Below are 24,133 nucleotides of genomic sequence, written 5' to 3'. Positions count from 1 at the left end.
CCGAAATGGCCCCGCGCCCCCATGTTGTCGGGGCACCGGACGGAGGTACGCGTGGGTGCCGGCCTCAGGCCGGCTCCACCGCGCACTCCGCCGCGAACTCGCACAGCGCCGAGCGGTCCGCCCGGCCCGTCTTGCTGAGCAGGCTGGCCATGTGCTTCTCCACCGTGCGCGGTGAGATGGAGAGCCGCCGGGCGATCTGCTGGTTGCCCGGCCGCTCCGGGAGCAGCACGAACACCTCGTACTCGCGCGGGGTCACCCCGCTGGTCCGCAGTGACAGCGGGATGCGGTCCCAGCCGCCCCGGTGCTGGGTGACGCTCGCCCCCGCCTGCCGCAGCGCCGCCCGGCACGCCGAGGCGACCGCCTGCGCCCCGACCCCGTAGAAGAACTCCTCGGCCCGCCGCAGCCAGGAGACCGGCTCGCCCCAGCCGTCGGTGCCGGCCGCGTCCGCGACCAGGCGCAGGCCGAGGTGGCGGGCGACCGGGAAGGGCACGGACCGGGCGTCGAAGGAGGCCACCAGGCGGGCCGCCCCGGCCCGGTCGCCCGCGCGGCCCAGCAGCACCGCCTCCGCCAGCTCCAGGAACTGCCCGTTCCACGCCAGACCGGCCCCGGGCGATGCGCGTACGGACTCGTACTCCGCCCGGTCCGCCGCCCCCGCCAGCACGCGCAGGAAGGGGCGCAGCCCGTAACTCCCGCTCAGGTAGAAGTAGCTGGGGTGGTCCCCCTCCCAGGCCAGCACCGCGTCCAGCCCCTCCAGCGCCCGCTCCCGGTCCTCCTCCAGGAGTGCGCCGATCGCCTTGCACAAGCCCAGCTGGTGCGGCACGAGCAGGGACTGCTCACCACCCGCCCGCCGGAACGTGGCCAGAGCCCGGTCCATGTCGCGCCGCCGCCCCCGGTGCGCGGCCATCGTGGCGGAGGAGAGGAGCAGATAGCGGTGGGCGGAGAGGTTGCCGACCCGGACACTGGCCTCCAGTGAACGGTCGATGATCTTCTGCGCCTCCTCCCAACGGCCGCACAGCACCGCGTTCATGGCGAGCAGCCCGTCCACCGTCTGCGTCAGCAGCAGCGCGCCCAGCTCGATGGCGGCGGCCCGCGCCGAGCGCAGCCGGGAGGCGTCACCGGTGCGCATGAAGGCGTTCGCCCCGAGCCGCACCAGCGCCTCCACCCGCCAGACGGGCAGGTCGTGATCCGTGGAGAGCGCGAGCATCCGCTCCAGGCAGGCGTCCGCCTGGTCGAACCCCTTCTCGCGGAGCAGCAGCGCCAGCAACTGCCAGGCCTGGCAGGCGACGACGGGCAGCCCCTCGGCCTCGGCGATCTCCGCGGCCTCGCGGGCGGCCCGCTCGGTCTCCGCGGGGTCCCGGTGCTCCTGGCCGGGCAACAGGGCGAGGTGGGCATCGGCGACAGCGAGCGCGGCGTGGCGGCCGGGCGCCGGGTCCTGGCCGAGCAGGGTGCGGGCGGCCTCGATCTGGCGGGCCGCGTCGGCCGCCCGCTCGGCCATCACGGCCACCCAGGCGATCTTGATGTGGACCTCGCCGCGCCGGTCGGCGGCCTCGGTGCGCGCCGGAACCGGCGGCAGCGTCTCGGCCAGCTCCAGCGCGGCGTCCAGGTCGCCGCCCTCGGCCCGGGCGACCGCCAGGGATTCGGAGATGGCGGCCCGGTCGGCGTCGGCGGCCAGGGGGCAGGCCCGCTCCAGCAGCACCACGGCCGAACCGTGGGCCCCTGAGGCGAGCATCCGTCTCCCGGCGTCCGCAAACCGCAGGGCCGCGCCCGAGCGGTTGCCCGCGGCCAGGTGCAGGGAGGCGACGAGCTGCTGCCCGTCCTCGTCGAGCGGGTGGCCGGAGTGCTCCACGGCCCCGGCGGCGCGGCGGGCGAGCGAGGCGCGCTCGGCCGGGGCGAGCGAGGAGATCAGGGCTTCGGCGGTGAGGGAGTGGCGGAAGGCGTACCGGTCGGGGGCGGCGCCGTCGGGGGCGATCACGCCCGCTTCGACGGCGGACCGCAGATGGGTGAAGAGAGCCCGGTCCTCGAAACCGGTGACGGTCTGGAGCACGGAGACCGAGAACTGACCGCCCAGGGTGGCCGCCGCGAGTAAGAGATCCCGGACCGGCTCGTCCAGCCGGTCGAGCCGGCGGGTCCAGGTCCGCACGATGCCCGAGGGGACGGGCCCGCCGGGGTGCTCGGCCGCCACCCAGCCGCTCTCCGCCCGGCGCAACTGGCCGGTGTCGAGCAGATCCGCGAGCAGCACTTCCACCAGGTACGGGTTGCCGCCCGCCCGTTCGGCCAGCCGCAGGTGCACCGCCGGGGGTATCTCCTCGGGCGCCGACTCCAGACACGCACCCGTCAGCACCCGCGTCTGGTCGTCGGCGAGCGGCTTCAGCTCCCGTACGGCAGCGGCCTGCCGGCGCTCGGCTGACCGTACGAGATCGAGCGCCGCCCCCGCCTCCGGGCGCAGGGTGCCCAGGAGCAGGATCGGCAGGTCGGCGAGGTTGTCGATGACGTACTCGACCACCGCGACGGTCTCCGTGTCGCTGTCGTGGAGGTCCTCCAGCAGGATCGCGCAGCCGGAATCCCGGCCCAGCACGGACAGCAGCCGCAGCAGCGCCTCCGCCAGCTCGACGACGGTCTCCGGATAGCCGGGGGAGGCCTCCTGGCGCCACTCGGGAACCAGCCGGGCCAGGGCGGGATGGTAGGGGGCGAGCTCGGGGTCGGTCGGCGTGCCGGCGGCCCGGAAACGGGAGGAGAGAGCCTCCACGAGTGGCCGGAAAGGGACGACGAGACCGGTCGACGTGGCCCGGCCGCGCAGCACGGGCATGCCGAGACCGTAGGCCCGGTAGGCGCACTCGCCCACCAGCCGGGACTTGCCGATCCCCGCTTCGCCGAGGAAGAACAAGGCGCGCCCTGAACGCCGTTGTACGGCGTTCAGGGCGCTGCTCAGCAGGCCGGTCTCCTCGTCCCGCCCGACGATGACCGGCGAAGTGGCTCGCATGGGCGCAGGCTACTTGAGTCGTAACTCATGCGGCAGTGGACCAATGCGCCACAATGCGGGCCGAGGTGTGGCTAAAGGGGGATCATGGTGGTCCACGGCAGGTCGATCGTGTTGCCGGTCTCGCCCTCCGAGGCGCTGAGGAGTCTGCTGCGCATCCCCAGCCCGCCGCCGATACCGAGGGAGATCTGCCCGGCCGGGTGGTCGTACGCGCCCTCGTGGGCGAGCTTGCCGGATCCCTGAATCGCCGATTCGCTGATGTGCGTCATCTCTGCCTCATTCTCTGCTGGGTGCTGAATCCTGAACGGAATGAACGCTGAACCGAGGGTCTCTTACGGTGGGTCGACGACAGGTGCGGTGCGGATGAAAGGGCCACGGTCGAAGGGACCACGGTCGAAAGGGCCGGATCCGGCCGCTGGAGGGCCCCTCACGCGACCCCCGCGGACGGGTTGAGAAGCAGCGCGGAGCCGATCCGGTCGGGGAACCCCGCCCGCAGCAGTCCGTGCCCGATACCCGAAAGGCCGGTGAGCAGCCCCGGGTGCGGTACGTGGCCGGGGGTCCCGCAGCGCGGACCCTCCCGGTCGGCAGCGGCCAGCAGCATCCCGGCCCGGCGCACCCACGGGGTGCGGTCGCCGGTCAGGGTCGCGTGTCCGAGCAGCTCCAGCAGACCGAGCTCGCCGTGGCAGAGGCTGTCGTCGGCGAGCGGGGCACAGTCCGCCAGCTCACCGGCCCGCTCGGCAAGCCAGCAGGACAGGTCGGGATCGACGAGCGCGTCCGGGCTGTCCGCGATCGCGAGGGCCACCCCGGCGGCCCCCTCGCACCAGGCCCGGACCGCCGTCACCTCGACGGTCGCCCGGCGCAGGGCCCGCAGCCCCGCCGTACGGTACTGCTCACCGCCCCCCGCCGCGGCGAAGCGCAGCAGCGCCCAGCCGATGCCCGCAGCCCCCTCCGCGAAGCCCCCGGCCGCCGGGTGCGGCGCCACGGAGATCCGCTCGGCGCAGCGCTCGGCGCCCCGCCAGGCCTCGGCCCGGCCGGTGGTGCGGTGCACCGCGAGCAAGGAGACCAGCCCGCCGGCCGCCCCGCCGCGCACCCCGTACCCGTCCTCGGCGGCACTCGCCGCGCAGGCCAGCCGGGTGGCCGGGCCCGCCAGGTCGAGCACCGTACGGTCGCCGAGCAGCGAACCCACCTCGGCCAGGGCGTACGCGATGCCGCCGAGGCCCGCGAAGGCACCCGAGCCCAGCACCGCGAGGTCGTCCGCCCGGCCGTGCAGCGCGTCCAGCAGCCCGGGCACCGGCGCCAGCGCCTCACGGGCCGCCTCGGCGTACCGGTCGGCGCCGGTGAGGGCGGCCAGCTGGGCGAGGAAGAGCGCGGGGCCGGTGTAGCCGCTCGCCAGATCGGCCGCCATCGGCGTGAGCCGCCAGTAGCGCTCGCCGAGCAGTTCCAGGCCGATCCAGTTGGTGCGGGCCTCGTGCCGGTAGGCGAGGGAGACGAGTTGGTCGCCCACCGACCGTGCCGCGGACAGGAGTTGCTCCGGTTCGGGGGCCGTCGCAGCCGTCCGGGCCCGCGTGCCGCCCTCCGCCCGGTGCGGCGGTTCGGGGGAGGTGGACACCATGGCGGCCCGGATGATCCGTTCCTGGTCCTGGCGGTCCACCGTGTCCATGGCCCGCACCTTCGCCTCGACCCGGGCCAGACCGGTGGGCCCCGGTGCGGCCGGCACCTCGCGCCCGGTGCCGCTCCACAGGTCCGTGGAGCCGGGCCGGGTGAGGAAGACCGGCACATCGCCGGCCCAAAGCTCCTCGATCTCCTCGTCCTCCAGCCCGGGCAGCGCGGGCACGCCCAGGGCGGGGGTGCGCAGCAGGGAGAGGACCTGGTGGCGTTCGGCGGCGTCCCGCATCAGGTCGGGGTGGGTCGACTCGTCGAGCAGGGTGGTGTAGGTCCAGGTCGGCCGGGGCACGACCCGTACCTCGTCCTGCGCGAACTCCGTCAACAGGTTGTGCCTGCCGAGCAGTTCGTCGCGGTGGTCGCTGATGGCGGTGTAGCCGGCGCGGAACCCCTCGCACAGGGCGTCGGTGTACGCGGACGGATCGGCCGCGACCCCCTCCAGCCGGGGCCGGTTGGCGGACTCGGTGAACCGGGCGGAGCGCCGTACCAGCCGCATGGTGTCCGTGCCCGCGTCCGCCCAGTCGGCCGTCTCGATGGGGGAGGCGGCGGCCCGGCCGCCGCCGATCGCGGAGACGTCGAGCGCGGACGAGTCCCCGACCAGCAGCTGGGGCAGCAGCCCGACCCGGTGGATGGAGGCATGCAGGGCGCGGGCGGCGGGGTCGGCGGAGTGCGCCTGGGCGAGCGGCGGATGGAACAGGGTCTCCACATCGACCAGGACCGGGTGCGGCCCGCAGGCGATGAGGTTCTCCTGGTGCAGATCGGTCCCGTCCAGCAGGTGGAGCAGGGCCAGCAGCGCGCCCTGGCGCCGGTAGAAGAGATGGGTCTCCGCGGTGGACGAGCAGGGCCGCTCCTCGACGAACTCCACCCACCCGTAGTCGCCCCGGTCCAGCACCCGCAGCGCCCGCAGGGATGGCGTCCCGGTCAGTGAACCGAACCATTCGACCAGGGAGTTGAAGTGCCGGTGCGCCGCGAGCGGGCGCGGCTTGTAGACCAGCCGGGTGCCGTCGGTGAACCGCAGCAGCATCACCGAGCGGCCCCCGCGGTGACTGTCACCCGCGCCGGCGTCGACCCCGGTGAGCGCCCCCGGCCCCCGCCCGGCGGCGAGCGTCCCCGGCGAGGCGCCCGGTCCTCGCTCGCCCAGCACGCCGGAGGCGGCGAGCAGATCCCGGTCGTCGGCGAGCCGGCCGAGCATCTCCGTGAAGGCGTCGGCCGCGGCCAGGCTGGTGCGCGCCAGGATGCGGGCCAGCACGGGATAGGAGGTGAGGAAGGCCGCGAGCCCGTCCCGCCCCGCCGTCCGCCGCACGAAGTCCCGGAACCGCTCCTTCGGCCCCTCCCCGGCCAGCCGCCCCGCCCGCCGTGCCTTGTGCAGCTCCAGCACGAGCGTCCGCGCCGCGAGCCGGGCCAGCCGCCGTACCAGATGGGACCGGAAGTCCTCCAGTACGGGGGCGAGCCCGACGGCGGTCCCGGCCCGTACGGCGTTGTGCGACGGCGAGGTCAGCAGCCGCCCGGCGGCCCGCTCGGCGAACGGGGCCACGACGAGGGCGAATCCGGAGAGCCCGGGGTACTCCCGCTCGGCGACGACGGCCTCGGCCGGCGCGTCGGCGATGACGGCCCGGACGAAGGCGACCCAGTCGGGCTCACCCATGGGCGGTTCCCCGACGATGCCGGGGAGCCACCAGGGGTCGGCGCGGTGGGCGGGGGCGCTGCCGTTCGGCTGGTGCGCTGTGTTCGTCTGCGCCCGGCCCGTGTTCGTGCGCGCTCGGTTCGTGCTCGCGTAGTTCGTGTTGCCCTGGTCCGTGCGTGCCGCTCCAGCAGACGCGGCAGACGCGGCAGACGCGGCGGACCCGACAGGTCCGGCGGGCCGGACGGCCCCGTGCGCCACGGCGGGCCCATTGGTCCCCGGGAGGGCGAGACGGGCAGCAGCCCCCGTACCGCCGCTGCCGATCAGTTCCTTCTCCACCGCACCTCCCAGGTCGGGAGCGGCCCACCGGACCGCTCACGCACCATCCTGGCGGGGGGACTCCCGGCGTACATGGGGGAGTTGCCCCCATCTTTCGCCCCCTGCCCGCAGGCGCCCGGCGCGCAGGGGGCCCGGCGGCCGCGCCCCAGGGGGCCTCACCCCACCCGGGGCGGAGCCGTCGACCCCCGGATCATCAGCTCTGCCGCGATGGTGGCGATGCCTCCGGGCGGCGGGTTCTCCTTGCCCATGGCGAGCCGGCCCGCCCGCGCACCCGCCTCGAAGAGCGGCAGCCGCACGGTCGTCAGGGCGGGTACGGCGTCCACCGAGAACGGCAGGTCGTCGAAGCCCGCCACCGAGATGTCCTGCGGGATGCGCAGCCCCTGGTCCCGAACGGCGGCGCAAGCACCCAGCGCCACGGTGTCGTTGGCCGCGACGACGGCGGTCACACCCGGTTCCCGGCGCAGTATTTCGAGGGTGGCCTCGTATCCGGAGCGCCGGTCGTAGGGCCCGTGCACGGTGAGCCGCTCCTCGTCCCCGGGTTCCGTGCCGAGCCCGGCGGTCCGCAGGGCCTCGCGGTGGCCCTCGAGGCGGTGCCGGGTGGTGGTGCGCTCGGGGGGCCCGGCGACGTAACCGATCCGGCGGTGGCCCAGCGAGATCAGGTGCTCGGTCAACCGCCGCCCGCCGCCCCGGTTGTCGAAGGCGAGCGCGGCGACGAGCGCGTCCCCCTCGGGGAGCGGGGGCCGCCCGCAGAAGACGATCCGGGTGCCGGCGTCGGCCAGCTTGGCCAGCTTCACGGACATCGCCGCCTGGTGCGCCGGGTACTCGACCGCGCCTCCGGTGAGGACGACGGCGGCGGCGCGCTGGCGCTGGAGGAGGGTGAGATAGGTGAGCTCGCGCTCGGGGATGCCGCCGGTGTTGCAGATGACGGCCAGCTTCTCGCCGCCCGCCCGCCCGGAGCCGTCCCCGGGTCCGCCGATCTGGGTCTGCGCGGCCCCCGCCATGATCCCGAAGAAGGGGTCGGCGATGTCGTTGACCAGGATGCCGACCAGGTCCGACGTGGCGGCGGCCAGCGAACTGGCGGGCCCGTTGAGCACGTAGTCCAGGTCGTCCACCGCACGCAGGACCCGCTCCCGGGTCGACGCGGCGACCGGGTAGTTGCCGTTCAGCACGCGGGAGACGGTGGCCGGGGACACCCGGGCGCGGGCCGCCACGTCCGCCAGGGTGACTGTCATCGCTTTCCTCCGTGAGGTCACGTGCGGCGCCCTCTTGTCCGGCCGCTGTCCGCAGGCTAGCGTCATCTCGCATAGAAAGCGCTTGCTACGGCTGTATGGAGGAACTTCGTGACACGCAGGACAGTGCGCATCGCCATGAACGGCGTCACGGGTCGCATGGGATACCGGCAGCATCTGGTGCGTTCGATCCTCGCGATCCGCGAGCAGGGCGGCCTGGACCTGGGCGACGGAGAGGTGCTCTGGCCGGAGCCCGTCCTCGTCGGCCGCCGCGCCCACGCCCTGGAGGAGCTGGCGGCCCGGCACGGCCTGACCGAGTGGTCGACGGACCTGGACGCGGTGCTCGCGGACGACACGATCGACATCTACTTCGACGCCCAGGTCACCTCGGCCCGGGTGGAGGCGATCAAGAAGGCCATCGCCGCGGGCAAGCACATCTACACCGAGAAGCCCACGGCCACGGACGTCGAGGGCGCCCTCGACCTGGCCCGCCTCGCCCGGGACGCCGGCATCAAGCACGGCGTGGTCCAGGACAAGATCTTCCTGCCGGGCCTGCTGAAGCTGAAGCGCCTGATCGACGGCGGCTTCTTCGGCGACATCCTCTCGGTGCGGGGGGAGTTCGGCTACTGGGTCTTCGAGGGCGACTGGCAGGAGGCCCAGCGCCCCTCGTGGAACTACCGTGCGGAGGACGGTGGCGGCATCGTCGTGGACATGTTCCCGCACTGGGAGTACGTGCTCCACGAGCTGTTCGGCCAGGTCACCTCCGTAACGGCCCATGTGCAGACGCACGTTCCGCAGCGCTGGGACGAGCACGGCAAGCCGTACGAGGCGACCGCCGACGACGCGGCGTACGGGATCTTCCAGCTGGCGGGCGGGGCGGTCGCGCAGATCAACTCCTCCTGGACGGTCCGGGTCAACCGCGACGAACTGGTGGAGTTCCAGGTGGACGGTACGCACGGCTCCGCCGTGGCGGGCCTGCGCAACTGCCGTGTGCAGCACCGCTCCTCGACACCGAAGCCGGTCTGGAACCCGGACCTCCCGGTCACGGAGCCGTTCCGCGACCAGTGGCAGGAGGTACCGGACAACACGGAGTTCGCCAACGGCTTCAAGGCGCAGTGGGAGCTGTTCCTGCGCCATGTGACGCTGGGTGAGCCGTACACCTGGGACCTGCTGGCCGGCGCGCGGGGCGTCCAACTCGCGGAGCTGGGCCTGAAGTCGTCGGCGCAGGGCCGCCGCTTCGAGGTGCCGGAGCTGACGCTGTGACGGCTCCCGTGCTTCTGCCCCAGGGCCCGTACACCCCGCGCACGGCCCCGCTCGACCTCGCCCCCGCGTCCCTCCCGCCCACCTCCCGTACGGTCTTCTCGGCGGCACACGTGGTCGCGGACCCGTATGCGGACATCAGCCCGGACGACCCGGCGGTCGTCGACTGGGAGTCCACGCTCGCCTTCCGCCGCCACCTCTGGGCGCACGGCCTGGGCGTGGCGGAGGCGATGGACACCGCGCAGCGCGGGATGGGCCTGGACTGGGCGGGTGCGGCCGAGCTGATCCGCCGATCGGCGGCGGAGGCGAAGGCGGTGGGCGGGAGGATCGCCTGCGGCGTGGGCACGGACCAGCTGCCCCCGACCGCCGAACCAACCCTCGCCGAGGTCGAATCGGCTTACGAGGAGCAACTGGCTCTCGCCGAGGAGAGTGGCGTACAGCCGATCCTGATGGCGTCCCGCGCACTGGCGAAGGCGGCACAAGGACCGGAGGACTATCTCGCCACCTACGCGCACCTCCTGCGTCAGACCTCCGAGCCGGTGATCCTGCACTGGCTGGGCCCGATGTTCGACCCGGCGCTGGAGGGATACTGGGGCAGCGCCGACCTCGACCACGCCACGGACACGTTCCTGAAAGTCATCGCCGAACACCCGGACAAGGTCGACGGCATCAAGATCTCCCTCCTGGACGCGGCCCGCGAGATCGACGTACGCCGCCGCCTCCCGAGCGGGGTGCGCTGCTACACGGGCGACGACTTCAACTACCCGGAACTGATCGCGGGCGACGAACGAGGCTTCAGCCACGCGCTGTTGGGCATCTTCGACCCGCTGGGCCCGCTGGCGGCGCACGCGGTACGGGTGCTGGACACCGGCGACGTGGCAGGCTTCCGCGCCCTGCTCGACCCCACGGTCGAGCTCTCCCGCCACCTCTTCCAGCCCCCCACCCGCTTCTACAAGACGGGCGTGGTGTTCCTGGCCTGGCTGGCCGGTCACCAGGCGCACTTCACGATGGCGGGCGGCCTTCAGTCGGCACGCTCGCTGCCGCACCTGGCGAAGGCGTACCAACTGGCCGACGGGCTGGGCCTGTTCCCTGACCCGGACCTGGCTGCAGACCGTATGCGCGCGCTCCTCGCGGTCCACGGAGGGACACGATGAACGACCAGCTCTCCCGCCTCTCGCTCAACCAGGAGACCGTCAAGCAGTGGTCGCTGCCCGAGCTGGCGGAGGGCTGCGTCAAGGCGGGCATCGGAAAGGTCGGCCTGTGGCGGGCGCCGGTCCAGGCGTACGGCGTGGAGCGCACGGCACGGCTCATCGCGGACGCGGGCCTCACCGTCACCAGCCTCTGCCGGGGCGGCTTCTTCACCGCCCTGGACCCGGCCGAACGGACCCGCGCCCTGGACGACAACCGCCGGGCGGTGGACGAGGCGGCGGCCCTGTCCACCGACACCCTGGTCCTGGTCTCGGGCGGCCTCCCGCCCGGCAGCCGCGACCTGTACGGCGCCCGCGAACGGGTGGCGGACGCGCTGGCCGGACTCGCCCCGTACGCGGCGGAGCGCGGCGTACGCCTGGCGATCGAACCGCTGCACCCGATGTTCGCGTCGGACCGCTGCGTGGTCTCCACCCTTTCCCAGGCCCTGGATCTCGCGGAGCGCTTCCCGGCCGAGCAGGTCGGCGTGGTCGTCGACACGTACCACGTCTGGTGGGACGACCGGGCGCCCGCCGAGATCGCCCGGGCGGGGGCGGGCGGCCGCATCCACTCCTTCCAGTTGGCCGACTGGATCACCCCGCTCCCGGCGGGGGTCCTGCTGGGCCGGGGCCAACTGGGCGACGGAAGCGTGGACTTCCGCGCGTTCCGTGCGGCAGTGGAGGCGGCGGGCTTCGACGGCCCGGTCGAGGTGGAGATCTTCAACGAGGCGCTGTGGGACCGGGACGGGGCCGAGGTCCTGGCCGAGGTTGCGGAGCGCTATGCGCAACATGCCTGCTGAGAGCCCTGCACGAGACCAGAGGTAAAGAGATCGCAAAGGGCTGCAACCTTTGCGTACCCTCCCGGGTCACACATGGCGTCGGGACTTCCGGGGAGGGGTCCGGGGGGAACGGGAAGGCCCGACGGGGGGAAAGCGAGGGGGGTCCGGCCGCAAGGCCGGGCCCCATTCTTGCTTTCCGGATGCTTGCTTTCCGGCCTGGCGGGGGACAGACCGGGGCCGCCCGACGATCACCGGGCGGCCCCCGATCACTTCCCCCCGATCACATGAAGGTTCCCCGGATCACAGCGCGAGCAGGACCCGGGCGGGGATACCGGCGTCCGCGAGCGGCCGCAGCGCCAGCCGGATCAGAGCCAGCGCGTTGTCGTCGCCCGCGATGCGGTTGGCGCTGAGTTCGCCGCACGTCAGGCAGTGGTGGATGAGCATCCACTCCCCGTCCTGCCGTACCGACAGGCTCAGCGCCGTCATCCGTCCGCCGCAGCCCGCCGCCCGGTCGCCCGGCACCCGCCGGTCCACGTGCAGGCTGACCAGGCAGGAGGGGCAGTGGTTGCGATGGGCGGTGCCCGGCGCAACCACTGAGACGTCAAGCCGGCAGCCGACGCACCGGAACGCGTCGCCGCGCGCCCCGGCCGGCCCGTGGAGGACGTCCTTCGACCGCTGGGGGCGGCGCTGCCCGGTCGGCCGGGCCCTCCGCCGCGTCACAGGTCGCCGAACGCTTCGAGCGGGAAGGGCGGCTGCGCCAGTGGACGTACAGCCATCCGCATCAGGATCAGCTGGTTGTCGTCCCCGCAGACGGGATTCGAGGTCAGCTCGTCGCAGCGGGTGCAGCGATGGACGACCATCCAGTCACCGGTGCGGAGCACCGCGATGGAGATCGGTGTCATCCGGCCCTCGCAGTCGGAGGGGCCGCCCTCGACGTGGTCGACGAGGTGCCGGGAGTGCAGGCAGCTGGGGCAGTGGTTGCGCCGACTGCCGTCGGGCGCGGACGCGGCGACGGTCAGTCCGCAGCGGACGCAGGTGAAGGTGTCCAGGGAGGACATGGGTGAGCGGTGGCGGGGGTTGTCGTATGACACCCGGATACTCCTTGCCGAAGGTGAGGAACGAAGCAGCAGGGAAGTACCGAGCACCCCTCGCGTCGGAGCGTCGGAGGGCGGGGGGAGGGGCCGCAGGCCGTGGAGCGTCAGCAGACGGTGGACGTACGGCTGCGCATGCGGTCAGGCCCGGTCGCCCCGGCGCCGTGGGCGCGACGAGGGAGGCTCGGAGTCACTGGCCGGGGCATACATCAACTGCTTTCCAGGGCACACGGCCCAGAGGTCACCTGCGGTCGGCACCGCGTCGAGGCGGGAGCACCGTAACAACGGGGGCGGGGGACGGGCCACCGAATTACGCCCGGCGCTCCTGGCCTGCCGCCGGGCCGCCCGTCGGCGGGTGCCGTGGAAGGCGAGCAGAGCCGCTCCGCTTTCCCCGGTAGGTGGGGCGAGCGATGCCGGACGTCATCGTCGGGCCGGCGCCCTGACCGAAGCGCTGACGTCAACGGCGTCCGCGCAGTCGGCCGAACAGGCGGCGAGCCTGGGCGCGCTTGCGCGGGTCGGACGCGGCACGTCGGGCCGACGCGACCGTCCGCCGACCCTGGGGGCTGCGGGTGAACTGCGTGAGGCGGGCGATCAGTCCGGACATGGTTCCTCCGTAACGAGACTTCTCGGGCGGTATACCGTCCGCCTACCCCGCCACGACGCGAGGATGTCCGGGCGTCGCGCGCGGCCGGTCGCCGCACGGCCCGGCCCTCGCCCATACGGTCGCGCTCGGCGAGTGTCCCGCCGTCGGGCGGTGCGTACTCCCCATGCGGCTTCCTCGTACCGCGGGGCGCACCGTGCGGCGCGTCGACGCCTGGACGACGTGGTGGAGCTGCCGGTGAGGCTAGTGGCTTACGCCTCCTCGTCCTCGTCGCCTTCGAAGAAGTCACCGATCTCATCGACCGCCTCGGCGGCCACCATGCCGCCGGCCACGCCGACGGCCAGGCCCGCCGCACCCGCGGCCACGGCAGTGCCCATCCCGGGCCCGGACCGGTGGCCGTCGTGGTGGCCGTCATGATGGTGGTGGCTGCGCTCGCCTTTGTCGGCGTAGGAGCCATGGACGTCGCTGTGCACGTGCGGCTGGTGGGAGAGGCGGGCGGTGTGCGCGTCGATGAGCTGGCTGATCCAGGAGCCGACCACCGTGTTCCAGTCGCTGCGAGCCGTGTCCGTGTGGCTGACCCGGTGCCGGCTCAGGGCGTCGTGGCCGCCGGAGAACAGGCCGCCGCGCTTGCCGGCCTCCAGCACGACCTCCATTCCGGCGGGATCGGCCAGGAAGGTCACCTCGATCTCGTCGACCTGATGGGCGTAGTGCGGGGGCGGGGTGAGTTCGATCTCCTGGTAGAACGGCAGCTGCTGTCCGCTGCCGCGGATACCGCCGTGTTCGAGGTCGGCGGACCGGAAGCCGAAGCCGAGCTGCCCGAAGGCCTCCAGAACCGCTTCCTGCACCGGCAGGGGACCGACCGTCAGCGGGTCGAGGTCCCCCTTGTCCCTGGCACCCTTCACCGCGAGCTCGGTGCGTACGCCCAGGACGATGCCGAGTGGCTGGCCGTAGAGCTCGGTGACGGGCGTCTCCCAGGGCAGCGTGATCGCGAACGGCACCGTGCGCTGCTCGCCCTCGGCCAGGCGGAAGCCGCCACCGACACTGAACCGCTCGAAGATCACCGGCCCATCGCGCTCACCGTCCTCATGCTCGGATTCGACGCGCGCCAGCAGCTCCAGCGTGATGTGCTCGATCTCGAAGCCGGCCCGGCCGCCGCTCAAGCGAACGTCCCCCGCCAGGGGTCCGCCGGGCAGCGCGGCTCCGGTAGCGAGGACCGTGTCCACGGACGGGCCGCCGACCCCCACCGAGCCGAGCAGTCGCTTGAACACCATCGGGTCGTACCCCTTCGTCTTGCCTGTGGGTGGTGCGGTGCATGAGGTTCTGGTGGAGTGCGGTGCCGCGGGAAAGGCCCTCTCTCCGCGGCACCGCGGCGCGACCGAAGGGCCGTTACTTCGCCGCGTCCAGCGCGGCCAGGGCCTGCGCCCAGCCGACGTACTTCAGGTCCGCGAGATCAGCGACGGTCTTGATGCCGAACGCCTCCTTCAACAGGTCACCCTGACGGTCGGAAACCCCCTTGAGCGCCGACACCGGCGCCGCCAGCACCTCGGGCACACTCTTGTCCGCCCACGCCTTGTCCAGCACCTTGCCCAGATCGATCGAAGTCACGCTCGGTCCCCTCCTCAGGCCGCGCTCCCCACGAAGCGCGCGCACGTCTGTCAGGGCAGCACGGACTTCCGTTCCGCCCCGATACCGTCTACAGGCTTGTAGAGCATAGAAGAGCCAGGTGGACTCGGTGCGCAGGAGGGGAAGTTCGGACACGAAAGGCTGAAAGTCGGCTGCCGCGCCACCTGCTTCTGGAGCTGCCCTGCCGTGTGCCAGGCTCAGCCGTCGGTCGGGGCTGCGGAGTGCGGTCCGTCGGCGAGCATGCGGTCCACGACGCGCGCTGTCGCGAGTCCGTCGCCGGGCTCGCAGAAGTCCTTCTTGAACTGGGCGTACTTCTCCCGGTAGTCCGTCTCGACGGCGCCGATGTCGCGCAGCGCCTTGACCAGCTCTTCGGAGGTCTCCAGCAGCGGGCCGGGCGCCCGGGTGGTGAAGTCGAAGTACAGGCCGCGCAGGGTGTCGCGGTAGTGCTCCAGGTCATAGGTGAAGAAGAGCATCGGCTTGTCCGAGTGCGCGAAGTCGAAGAGCGCCGAGGAGTAGTCGGTGATCAGCACATCGGCGACGAGATACAGATCGGCGATGTCCGGGTAGCGGGTGACATCCCACACGAAACCGCGTCCGGCACCCGGTACGTTGCCGTGCACGCTTGAGTGTTTGCGGAAGAGCAGTACGTGATCGTCACCGAGTTCGGCCTGCGCCGCGGCCAGGTCGATCCGCAGATCGAGTTTGTACAGCTTGCTCGCGTGCCGCTGGTCCTCCCGCCAGGTCGGGGCGTAGAGCACCACCTTCTTGCCCTCGGGCAGGCCGAGCCGCTCCCTGACCCGCGCGGCCCGCGCCTCGCGGTCGGGTGCATGGAAGACGTCGTTGCGCGGATAGCCGCTCTCGAGCATCTCGCCTTCGATGGAGTACGCCCTGCGCATGATCTCCGTGGTGTGCGCGTTCGGCGAGACCACGAAGTCGAACTGCCGGTAGCTGTGCGGCAGGCCGGCGATATAGGCGGGATTCGCCTGGGGAGAGCTGAGCAGGTCCTTGCCGACCTTCTTCAGCGGCGTGCCGTGCCAGGTCTGCACGACCCGTTGTCCGGGGCGGGTGACGAACCAGTCGCCGATCGCCGTGTTGACGACGACGTAACGGCTGCGGGCCAGTGCCTCGTACCACTCGCGGCTGCCCCAGGCCACCACACGCGCCTCCGGCGGCATCTCGGGCAACCCCGCGTCCTGGGTCCAGATGTGCTCGACCTCGACGCCTCGGCGCACCAGCTCCTCGTAGACCGAACGGGGCGAGTCCGAGAACTGCTTGCCCTCGAAGCTTTGGTAGAGCACCGCGTTGCGCAAGGGGAGTTCGCGCTGCTCGTGGAAGTACGCCTCGCGCAGGATGCGCTGCCGGTAGGCGCCGTGCTCGTCGGGACCGTGCCGGCGCTGCGGCTCGATGAAGATACGGTCGAAGTTGCGGCGGTCGACGGTGAAGGCACGCTGCGGGCCGCTGAATGGCATGGGCAGCTCCCCCACCTGCTCGGGACGCAAGGTCACCGGGACATCCCCGGACTTGTCCCAGGCCTCCGCGTCGCGGAAGAACAGGTACCAGCGGCCGGGACACAGAGGAAGCTCCGGACCGTCCACCTGAGGGGCCGCCTCGGGCTGGATCCGGACCGTGAACCGCCCGTCGGCGAACTCGACCGGCAGCTCCTTCTCCTCGAAGCGGGTGCCGTGCCGCAGGACGACCTTCTTCCCGGCCGCCTCCTCACGGGGATACGTGCCCCCGAGCACCAACTCTCCCGTGCCCGTAGCGGTCATCGTGTCGACCACCGGGCGGACGGCTCGCGTCGCCAGTGCCAGCCTGCCGGGCCCGTTGCTGTGGATGGCCAGCTCGCGGCCGGGGGCGTGCCGGTGCCTGCCGGTCGTGAAGCCCTCGGCGAGGCGGGCCTCCTGGCCCTTGCCGCCGGCGTCCCTGAAGGTCACCTTCAAAGAACGGGTCTTGATTCCCGGCAGGTCGTCCGCGGTCAGCCGGTCAAGACCGAAGACCGCTAGGTAGCGCCGGAACGCGTCGGCGGAACCGGACTCGGGCAGAGGTGTGAGGGGGCTGTCGAGTCGGGTGTCGCCTTCGGCGATACGCACAGCGGTCGGGACGTCGGCGCCACTGCGTGCCCTGGCGACCAAGTGCAGTTCGCCGTCCACGACGGTGCAGGACTCGACCTCGACAGGAGGCTGCTCCACCGTGATGCCCACGCCGTCCTTGGTGAAACCCACCACGAGACGCGAGCCGTCCGCCAGATGACGCACCTGGTTGTGCCCGGCCGTACCCGCATCGCGCTGGCGCACCCGCGCCCCGTAGATCCCGCCCGGCCCCCGTACCCCGACGTACAGGAACCACTGGCCGGCTCCCCGTCCGGCGAGCTCGCGCAGCCGACGCGCGGAGACGACGACTTCGAAACCCGTCTGGTCGTAGCAGTGCAGCGCCTGCCCGGAAGCGACGGTGGCCTGCTCACTCCTGGTGCGGCGCAGGCGCAGCTTGATGCGACGACCGGTCTCACCGTGCTCCAGCACCGCGAACCGGCCGATCACGCGACCCGACGGACGCGGCAGGTTCGCGACGAACGCGTACCCTCCCCACACCAGATCGTCACCACGCCACTCGACCGAGGTGAGCTGCGCCGTCACCGGCAGGTCACGACGCCCGAGCGCGGTGATCCGTCCCGGCAGCGCAAGGCCCCGCAGCCCTGACAGCACCAGCCGGGGCCGCCGGACGCCTGCCACGAGGAAGCCGCCCGGGTCCCTGCGCTGGTTCCGGACCACCTCGGCAAGATCCTCGGCACGCCCCTCGGCCGCGAGGTACCACATGACACGCTCGGCCGGCCGGAGGCCGGTGAGCACCTTCTCGCCGTGGATGTCGAGCAGTCCCCGCGCCGTGGCACGCAACTCCTCGCGCTCGGCCTGCGAGCTCTCGGGAAAGAACCGCAAGATCCTCCGCACTCTTGCCGATGCGAGATCGGCGAGGGACTGCGCCATGAGTGGTGCCCTTCTTCGATGTGCTGGTCAACTCCGAGCCACCGCACGTTAACCGGATTACCCGTGTACCGAACACGCCGGGTGATACCAGTACGGGCACGCGCAGCTCGAATCCGTCGAGCTTGTCCGGAAAATAGGTGAGTTCGAGGCGTCGAGGCAGCCCAGGGCTGTACAGAAGGCGACCGCGGACTGGATCAGTTCCGTCCGGCAGGGCAGCAGCGGGATGGTCTTCTCGGTGATGACCTCGACCCTGGTCAAGTTTGAGCAGCTGGGTGATGAGTCATGACAACGGCCCCGTCAGGCCGATGACCGTGACGGGTCCGCCGGGGAGTCGCCGTGCGTCAGGCGGGGAACTCGCCGCCCTTGACGGCGGTGACGAACCGGGTCCAGTCCTGGGGAGTGGGCGCCGGCTCCGAACGGCAGCACGTGCGGCCGCAGTCGTCCGGCCTCGGCCATGTCCGCTATCCTCCGCAACCACGCTGCCGTCACCTGGGGCCGCCGACCTGCCGCCGCAGCACCGCCTCGTCCAGCGGGGGTCCACAACACCCAATGCCATCGGCCCGTCAAGAACACGAGCGCACGTTCTGTTCGAATGGCGACGTCTTGGTCAACCTCTGCCCGGGGGTGGTTGGGCCGGTAGGCCTCGAACAGGGCGCGCGCGTAGCCGTCCGTCTGCAACGGACAGCGAGATCAGCCCGTAGGCCCAGATCCCGATGAAGGCGCTCGTGAGCCGGCGTCTTGGGCAAGGCGAACCGCGAGGGTAGTGGTGAAGTCGTCGGCTTCGTGTGCGCCGAAGGCGTGCTGCCTCCCGCGGGCCGGGTAACAGCACACCGGGACGGGTGCGGCTGCCCGCCCGGAGGGACCGTCCCCGCGCATGCGGAGAGGGTCCCGCACCGGGCCCCAGTTACGCGCTCCTGGTCGGCAGACACGTGTCGATGACCTCAGCGACCAGGGCGGTACCGCGGCTGTTCTGGTGGATGTGGCCGGTCGTGAGCACGAGACCTCGGCGCCGCGAGACCGTGTCCAGGCTGCGGCGCGGCACGGCGTGCCGGACGAGGACGCCGACGCCGGCCATGGGTGTCAGCTCCCGGTACGGGACCGGCGGCGGGTCCGCTCGGCGCAGTTCCTCGATCCGGCGTTCGTGGAGCGGGAGGCAGGTCGCATCGTCGGCGGTGGCAACCTCGGCGATCATCCGGCTGTACGCCTGCGATGCCTGCGCCCGGATGGACGACGGCCCCGCCATGTCGACCGCGTGCCATGCCCCGGCCGGGTTGACGGTGGCCTCGCCCGGCCCGAGCACAACGCGGTCGGGCACCCCGTCAACGTCGCGGGTGACGGTCACCGACCCACTGAGGCAGACGACCAGTTCGTCGCCGGCGGGGTGGCGCTCCCAGTGGTCGCCGAGGCCGTCGCCGTCGAGGATGGTCACCATCCGGCCCTCGGCGCCGTCCGCCGCGACTGCTTTTTTCGGGCCGTACACGGAACGGATGGCCGAGGCGATGTCCGCGTACTCGCCGCAGGAGATCCAGCGGTTCGGAGACTTCATCGGCCGGCTGCGGTCGACCAGGTACGCCCTGCTCGCGGACGAGTGGCGGGACGGCGGGCCCGCTCCCCATCCCGCGTGACGGGATTCCGGGGCGTGAACGGCGTTGTCGGTGGCACCCGGTAGCGTCGGGTCATGTCCAACATGGCCGTCCTCGAAGGTGTTCTGGAGCGGATCACCTACGCCAACGAGGAGAACGGATACACGGTCGCCCGCGTCGACACCGGGCGCGGGGCGGGTGACCTCCTCACCGTGGTCGGTGCGTTGCTCGGCGCGCAGGTCGGCGAGTCGCTGCGGATGGAGGGCCGTTGGGGCTCGCACTCCCAGTACGGCAAGCAGTTCACCGTGGAGAACTACACCACCGTGCTGCCCGCCACCATCCAGGGCATCCGCCGCTATCTCGGCTCCGGGCTGATCAAGGGCATCGGGCCGGTGATGGCCGACCGGATCACCACCCACTTCGGCGTCGACACCCTCGACATCATCGAGAACGAGCCGAAGCGGCTCGTCGAGGTCCCCGGCCTCGGCCCCAAGCGGACGAAGATGATCGCGACGGCGTGGGAGGAGCAGAAGGCCATCAAGGAGGTCATGGTCTTCCTCCAGGGCGTCGGCGTCTCCACCTCCATCGCCGTCCGCATCTACAAGAAGTACGAGGACGCCTCGATCTCCGTCGTGAGGAACCAGCCCTACCGGCTGGCCGCCGACGTGTGGGGCATCGGGTTCCTCACCGCCGACAAGATCGCCCAGGCGGTCGGCATTCCGCACGACAGCCCCGAACGGGTCAAGGCCGGCCTTCAGTACGCCCTGTCCCAGTCCTCCGACCAGGGGCACTGCTACCTCCCCGAGGAGCGGCTCATCGCGGACGGGGTCAAGCTCCTCCAGGTCGACACCGGCCTCGTCATCGAGTGCCTGGCAGAGCTCGCCGCCGATCCGGAAGGTGTCGTGCGGGAGAAGGTGCCGTCGCCGGAGGGTGGTGAGCCGATCACCGCCGTCTATCTGGTGCCGTTCCATCGGGCCGAGCTGTCTCTCGCCGGGCAGGTGCGGCGGCTGCTGCGGACCGGGGAGGACCGGATGCCGGCCTTCCAGGACGTGGACTGGGAGAAGGCGCTGGCCTGGCTCGCGACCCGTACGGGGGCCTCGCTGGCGCCCGAGCAGGAGGAGGCCGTGCGGCTCGCGCTCAGTCGGAAGGTGGCCGTCCTGACCGGCGGGCCCGGCTGCGGGAAGTCGTTCACCGTGCGGTCCATCGTCGAGCTGGCGCGGGCCAAGCGGGCGAAGGTGGTGCTGGCCGCGCCCACGGGCCGGGCCGCCAAGCGGCTTGCCGAGCTGACCGGGGCCGAGGCGTCGACCGTTCACCGGCTGCTCGAACTGAAGCCGGGCGGGGACGCGGCGTACGACCGGGACCGTCCGCTCGATGCCGACCTGGTCGTCGTCGACGAGGCGTCCATGCTCGATCTACTGCTCGCCAACAAGCTCGTGAAGGCGGTGGCACCCGGTGCCCATCTCCTTCTCGTGGGTGATGTCGACCAGCTGCCCTCGGTCGGGGCGGGAGAGGTGCTGAGCGACCTGCTCGCGGAGGGCAGCCCGGTCCCCGCCGTCCGGCTCACCCGGATCTTCCGACAGGCGCAGCAGTCGGGCGTCGTGACGAACGCCCACCGGATCAACGCGGGGCAGCCCCCGCTCACCGAGGGGCTGAGCGACTTCTTCCTCTTCGTGGAGGACGAGACGGCGGACGCGGGCAAGCTCGCCGTCGATGTGGCGGCCCGCCGCATCCCGGCCAAGTTCGGTCTCGATCCGCGCCGCGACGTGCAGGTTCTCGCGCCGATGCACCGCGGGCCCGCCGGGGCCGGCGAGCTGAACGGGCTGCTCCAGCAGGCCATCACCCCGGGCCGGCCCGACCTCCCCGAGAAGCGGTTCGGCGGCCGTGTCTTCCGGGTCGGCGACAAGGTCACCCAGATCCGCAACAACTACGACAAGGGCGAGAACGGCGTCTTCAACGGCACGGTCGGCGTCGTCACCGGCCTCGACGCCGACGAGCAGAAGCTCACCGTCCGCACCGACGAGGACGAGGAGATCGGTTACGACTTCGACGAGCTGGACGAGCTGGCCCACGCGTACGCCATGACGATCCACCGCTCCCAGGGCAGCGAGTACCCCGCCGTCGTCATCCCCGTCACCAACAGCGCCTGGATGATGCTCCAGCGCAACCTGCTCTACACGGCCGTGACGCGGGCCAAGAAGCTCGTCGTCCTGGTCGGGTCCCGTAAGGCGATCGGTCAGGCCGTCCGCACGGTTTCCGCAGGCAGACGGTGTACGGCACTGGATTTTCGGCTCCGGGGCGGCTCAGGAGAAGACTTCTCGTGATCCCCGCGCAGAAATGATCGATCAAATCGGTGGGAAACATCACGGAGGTCTTCCGGAACCGCAGTCAAGGGGGCAGGATGAGTAAGTTGGCGGCACTCAGTGCCGCCAGTAGGTCCAATGGACGACCCCGAGTGCACTCTCCTGAGCCGAATGGGGGAGGGTGGAGACAGTCAGGGCACCTCGAAGAAGAGGCACTACGTCGGTGAGGGATGACGTGAGCGACAACTCTGTAGTACTGCGGTACGGCGATGACGAGTACACCTACCCGGTGATCGACAGCACCGTCGGCGACAAGGGCTTCGACATCGGGAAGCTCCGGGCCAATACCGGCCTGGTGACGCTGGACAGCGGATACGGCAACACCGCCGCCTATAAATCCGCCGTCACGTACCTCGACGGTGAACAGGGCATTCTGCGCTACCGCGGATACCCCATCGAGCAGCTCGCCGAGCGCTCGTCGTTCCTCGAGGTCGCGTACACGCTGATCAACGGCGACCTTCCGAAGGTCGACGAGCTGGCGACCTTCAAGAACGAGATCACCCAGCACACGCTGCTGCACGAGGACGTCAAGCGGTTCTTCGACGGCTTCCCGCGTGACGCCCACCCGATGGCCATGCTGTCCTCGGTGGTCAGCGCGCTGTCCACGTTCTACCAGGACAGCCACAACCCGTTCGACGAGGAGCAGCGCCACCTCTCGACGATCCGCCTGCTGGCGAAGCTGCCGACGATCGCGGCGTACGCGTACAAGAAGTCGATCGGGCACCCCTTCGTCTACCCGCGCAACGACCTCGGGTACGTCGAGAACTTCCTGCGCATGACCTTCTCGGTCCCGGCCCAGGAGTACGAGCTGGACCCGGTCGTCGTCTCGGCGCTGGACAAGCTGCTCATCCTGCACGCGGACCACGAGCAGAACTGTTCGACCTCCACCGTGCGTCTGGTCGGCTCCTCGCAGGCGAACATGTTCGCCTCGATCTCCGCCGGTATCTCGGCGCTGTGGGGCCCCCTGCACGGCGGCGCCAACCAGTCGGTGCTGGAGATGCTGGAAGGCATCCAGGCCAACGGCGGCGATGTCGACTCCTTCATCCGCAAGGTGAAGAACAAGGAGGACGGCGTCCGCCTGATGGGCTTCGGCCACCGGGTGTACAAGTCCTTCGACCCGCGCGCCAAGATCATCAAGGCCGCCGCCCACGACGTGCTGTCCGCGCTCGGCAAGTCCGACGAGCTGCTCGACATCGCGCTCAAGCTGGAGGAGCACGCGCTCTCCGACGACTACTTCGTCTCGCGCAACCTCTACCCCAACGTGGACTTCTACACCGGTCTGATCTACCGGGCCATGGGCTTCCCGACCGAGATGTTCACCGTGCTCTTCGCGCTCGGCCGCCTTCCGGGCTGGATCGCGCAGTGGCACGAGATGATCAAGGAGCCGGGTTCTCGCATCGGCCGCCCGCGTCAGATCTACACGGGCGAGGTCCTGCGCGACTTCGTCCCCGTCGAGGGGCGCTGACCTCACCGGTCGCGTACCACCGCACCACCCGTAGTGCCCGGCCTCTTCGGCCGACTGCCTTCGCCCCGCGTACCGCGCTTCGCACAGAGCGCGGTGTCCGGGGCGATTCGGCCTTTCGGGGGCCTCGTAAGCCCCGTGAGTGTCCCGTGACGTGAAGCTGCGGGCCCGGGGGCCGGTCTGATCGGTCCGGAGCGAGAAACGCCCTGCCGCCGATCCCCCCACGGGTCGACGGTCAGGGCGCTTCCCATATCCCGGAGCGGATTCCCCCCACGGGATCCGGCCGGGCGTCTGCAGGGAGCCGGAGCCCCCGTTGTTGTGCTGCGGTCTGCCGGGGTACGTACGCACGGGAGGGCCGCTCAAAGCTCCCCGGTGCACGTGCCCCGGCTCAACGCTTGCCACAGGAGCGTCCCCCAAGACACTCCATCGGACGTCCCCCAAGACATCCTTGGCATCGCACTCTAAGACTCACGAACGCACCGGATGGTTACCCTGAGAACGGTGTGATCTAAATCTCTTTGTGGAAGTTACGTGAAGGCACGCAACCGAAGGCTGTTCGTGACGACGAACACGGACGAAAACGCCATGGCGGCTCCCGCGATCATAGGGTTGAGCAGGCCACTTGCAGCCAGGGGCAGTGCCGCGACGTTGTAGCCGAAGGCCCAGAAGAGGTTGCCCCTGATGGTGGAAAGAGTACGCCTGGAAAGGCGGATTGCGTCAGCGGTCACCTTGAGATCTCCACGAACCAGCGTGAGGTCGCTCGCCTCGATCGCCGCATCCGTCCCGGTGCCCATCGCCAGCCCCAGGTCTGCCGTGGCCAGGGCCGCCGCGTCGTTGACCCCGTCGCCGACCATCGCGACGCTCCGGCCCTCGGCCTGAAGGCGCTTGACCATGTCCGCCTTCTCCTCGGGGAGCACCTCGGCGTGGACCTCGTCGATGCCCACCTCGCGGGCCACGGCCTCGGCCACCGACCGGTTGTCGCCGGTCAGGAGGACGGGCCGCAGCCCCAGGGCCCGCAGCTGGGCCACGGCGGCCGCACTGCCGTCCTTGACTGCGTCGGCCACCCCGAGCACGCCCCGGGCCGCCTCGTCCCAGGCGACGGCCACCGCTGTACGCCCCTGCTCCTCGGCCACCGCCAGGGCGGCGGTCAGCTCCGGAGGGAGGGCGATGCCCGCTTCGGCGAGGACGCGGGGGCGGCCGACGAGGACGGTGTGGCCGTCGACGACGCCCTGGGCGCCGAGTCCGGGGATGTTGGCGAAGTCTTCGGGGGTGGGGAGGGGGTCGGGGCCGCCGAGGCGGTCGGTTGCGCCGGCTGCCACGGCCTGGGCGATGGGGTGTTCGGAGGAGTGTTCCAGGGCTCCTGCGAGGCGCAGGACGTCGT

At 71.5% G+C, this 24,133-nt stretch carries 18 protein-coding genes; 5 read left to right on the top strand and 13 right to left on the bottom strand.

The window, feature by feature from the left end:
- Positions 1–64 precede the first annotated feature (64 nt).
- The 4 genes from ABZ154_RS25540 to ABZ154_RS25525 all read right to left on the bottom strand — a co-directional run bounded on the left by ABZ154_RS25540 (position 65) and on the right by ABZ154_RS25525 (position 7,831).
- Positions 65–2,980, bottom strand: coding sequence for an AAA family ATPase (locus tag ABZ154_RS25540; RefSeq protein ID WP_356836308.1), 2,916 nt, complete (start codon positions 2,978–2,980; stop codon positions 65–67).
- Positions 2,981–3,051: 71 nt separating this feature from the next.
- Entirely contained in the window at positions 3,052–3,246 is a 195-nt protein-coding gene (locus tag ABZ154_RS25535; RefSeq protein ID WP_356836306.1) for a hypothetical protein, read from the bottom strand.
- Between the two features lie 158 nt (positions 3,247–3,404).
- Positions 3,405–6,599, bottom strand: a complete 3,195-nt coding sequence (locus tag ABZ154_RS25530) for a type 2 lanthipeptide synthetase LanM family protein (RefSeq protein ID WP_356836304.1) — start codon at positions 6,597–6,599, stop codon at positions 3,405–3,407.
- Positions 6,600–6,754: 155 nt separating this feature from the next.
- Positions 6,755–7,831 (bottom strand): LacI family DNA-binding transcriptional regulator, encoded by a 1,077-nt coding sequence (locus ABZ154_RS25525; protein WP_356836302.1) that lies wholly within the window; start codon positions 7,829–7,831, stop codon positions 6,755–6,757.
- Between the two features lie 108 nt (positions 7,832–7,939).
- Here ABZ154_RS25525 and ABZ154_RS25520 point away from each other — a divergent pair, with 108 nt between their 5' ends.
- The 3 genes from ABZ154_RS25520 to ABZ154_RS25510 are packed head-to-tail and all read left to right on the top strand — an operon-like array spanning position 7,940 to position 11,072.
- Positions 7,940–9,091 (top strand): Gfo/Idh/MocA family oxidoreductase, encoded by a 1,152-nt coding sequence (locus ABZ154_RS25520; protein WP_356836300.1) that lies wholly within the window; start codon positions 7,940–7,942, stop codon positions 9,089–9,091.
- Positions 9,088–10,242: a dihydrodipicolinate synthase family protein gene (locus ABZ154_RS25515; RefSeq protein WP_356836298.1), complete on the top strand. Its 1,155-nt coding sequence runs from the start codon at positions 9,088–9,090 to the stop codon at positions 10,240–10,242. Before ABZ154_RS25520 ends, ABZ154_RS25515 begins: the two co-directional genes overlap by 4 nt.
- Positions 10,239–11,072 (top strand): sugar phosphate isomerase/epimerase family protein, encoded by an 834-nt coding sequence (locus ABZ154_RS25510; RefSeq protein WP_356836296.1) that lies wholly within the window; start codon positions 10,239–10,241, stop codon positions 11,070–11,072. The genes ABZ154_RS25515 and ABZ154_RS25510 overlap by 4 nt, the downstream gene beginning before the upstream one ends.
- Before the next feature lie 279 nt (positions 11,073–11,351).
- On the opposite strand, the gene ABZ154_RS25505 is transcribed toward ABZ154_RS25510, so the two are convergent.
- The 8 genes from ABZ154_RS25505 to ABZ154_RS25470 all read right to left on the bottom strand — a co-directional run bounded on the left by ABZ154_RS25505 (position 11,352) and on the right by ABZ154_RS25470 (position 18,893).
- Positions 11,352–11,771 (bottom strand): RNHCP domain-containing protein, encoded by a 420-nt coding sequence (locus ABZ154_RS25505; RefSeq protein ID WP_356836295.1) that lies wholly within the window; start codon positions 11,769–11,771, stop codon positions 11,352–11,354.
- Positions 11,768–12,109, bottom strand: coding sequence for an RNHCP domain-containing protein (locus ABZ154_RS25500; protein WP_356836348.1), 342 nt, complete (start codon positions 12,107–12,109; stop codon positions 11,768–11,770). Before ABZ154_RS25500 ends, ABZ154_RS25505 begins: the two co-directional genes overlap by 4 nt.
- Before the next feature lie 490 nt (positions 12,110–12,599).
- Positions 12,600–12,746 (bottom strand): hypothetical protein, encoded by a 147-nt coding sequence (locus ABZ154_RS25495; RefSeq protein ID WP_356836293.1) that lies wholly within the window; start codon positions 12,744–12,746, stop codon positions 12,600–12,602.
- 248 nt (positions 12,747–12,994) lie between these two features.
- A complete protein-coding gene (locus tag ABZ154_RS25490; protein ID WP_356836291.1) occupies positions 12,995–14,014 on the bottom strand; it encodes a sporulation protein in 1,020 nt (339 codons plus the stop codon).
- A gap of 115 nt (positions 14,015–14,129) precedes the next feature.
- A complete protein-coding gene (locus tag ABZ154_RS25485; RefSeq protein WP_356836289.1) occupies positions 14,130–14,348 on the bottom strand; it encodes a hypothetical protein in 219 nt (72 codons plus the stop codon).
- Positions 14,349–14,563: 215 nt separating this feature from the next.
- Positions 14,564–17,347 carry a CDP-glycerol glycerophosphotransferase family protein gene (locus tag ABZ154_RS25480; RefSeq protein WP_356836287.1) on the bottom strand — a complete coding sequence of 928 codons (2,784 nt, stop codon included), beginning with the start codon at positions 17,345–17,347 and terminating at the stop codon, positions 14,564–14,566.
- 297 nt (positions 17,348–17,644) lie between these two features.
- Complete coding sequence (locus tag ABZ154_RS25475; RefSeq protein WP_356836285.1) at positions 17,645–18,025, bottom strand: Scr1 family TA system antitoxin-like transcriptional regulator; 381 nt, start codon at positions 18,023–18,025, stop codon at positions 17,645–17,647.
- A gap of 226 nt (positions 18,026–18,251) precedes the next feature.
- The gene (locus ABZ154_RS25470) at positions 18,252–18,893 is read right to left on the bottom strand and encodes a cupin domain-containing protein (protein WP_356836283.1); all 642 of its coding nucleotides are present in this window, start codon (positions 18,891–18,893) and stop codon (positions 18,252–18,254) included.
- 132 nt (positions 18,894–19,025) lie between these two features.
- Here ABZ154_RS25470 and ABZ154_RS25465 point away from each other — a divergent pair, with 132 nt between their 5' ends.
- Both ABZ154_RS25465 and ABZ154_RS25460 read left to right on the top strand, forming a co-directional pair.
- Positions 19,026–21,251 carry an ATP-dependent RecD-like DNA helicase gene (locus ABZ154_RS25465; RefSeq protein ID WP_356836281.1) on the top strand — a complete coding sequence of 742 codons (2,226 nt, stop codon included), beginning with the start codon at positions 19,026–19,028 and terminating at the stop codon, positions 21,249–21,251.
- Between the two features lie 214 nt (positions 21,252–21,465).
- Positions 21,466–22,755, top strand: coding sequence for a citrate synthase (locus ABZ154_RS25460; RefSeq protein ID WP_356836280.1), 1,290 nt, complete (start codon positions 21,466–21,468; stop codon positions 22,753–22,755).
- A 524-nt stretch (positions 22,756–23,279) separates the two neighbouring features.
- On the opposite strand, the gene ABZ154_RS25455 is transcribed toward ABZ154_RS25460, so the two are convergent.
- Positions 23,280–24,133 (bottom strand): HAD-IC family P-type ATPase (locus ABZ154_RS25455; RefSeq protein ID WP_356836278.1); only part of this gene is annotated, 854 nt, incomplete at its 5' end.

It is taken from the genome of Streptomyces sp. NPDC006261, from assembly GCF_040613515.1.
GTDB lineage: Bacteria > Actinomycetota > Actinomycetes > Streptomycetales > Streptomycetaceae > Streptomyces.
The sequence above is the reverse complement of the archived record's forward strand: the minus strand, read 5'-3'. Positions and strand labels throughout refer to the sequence as shown.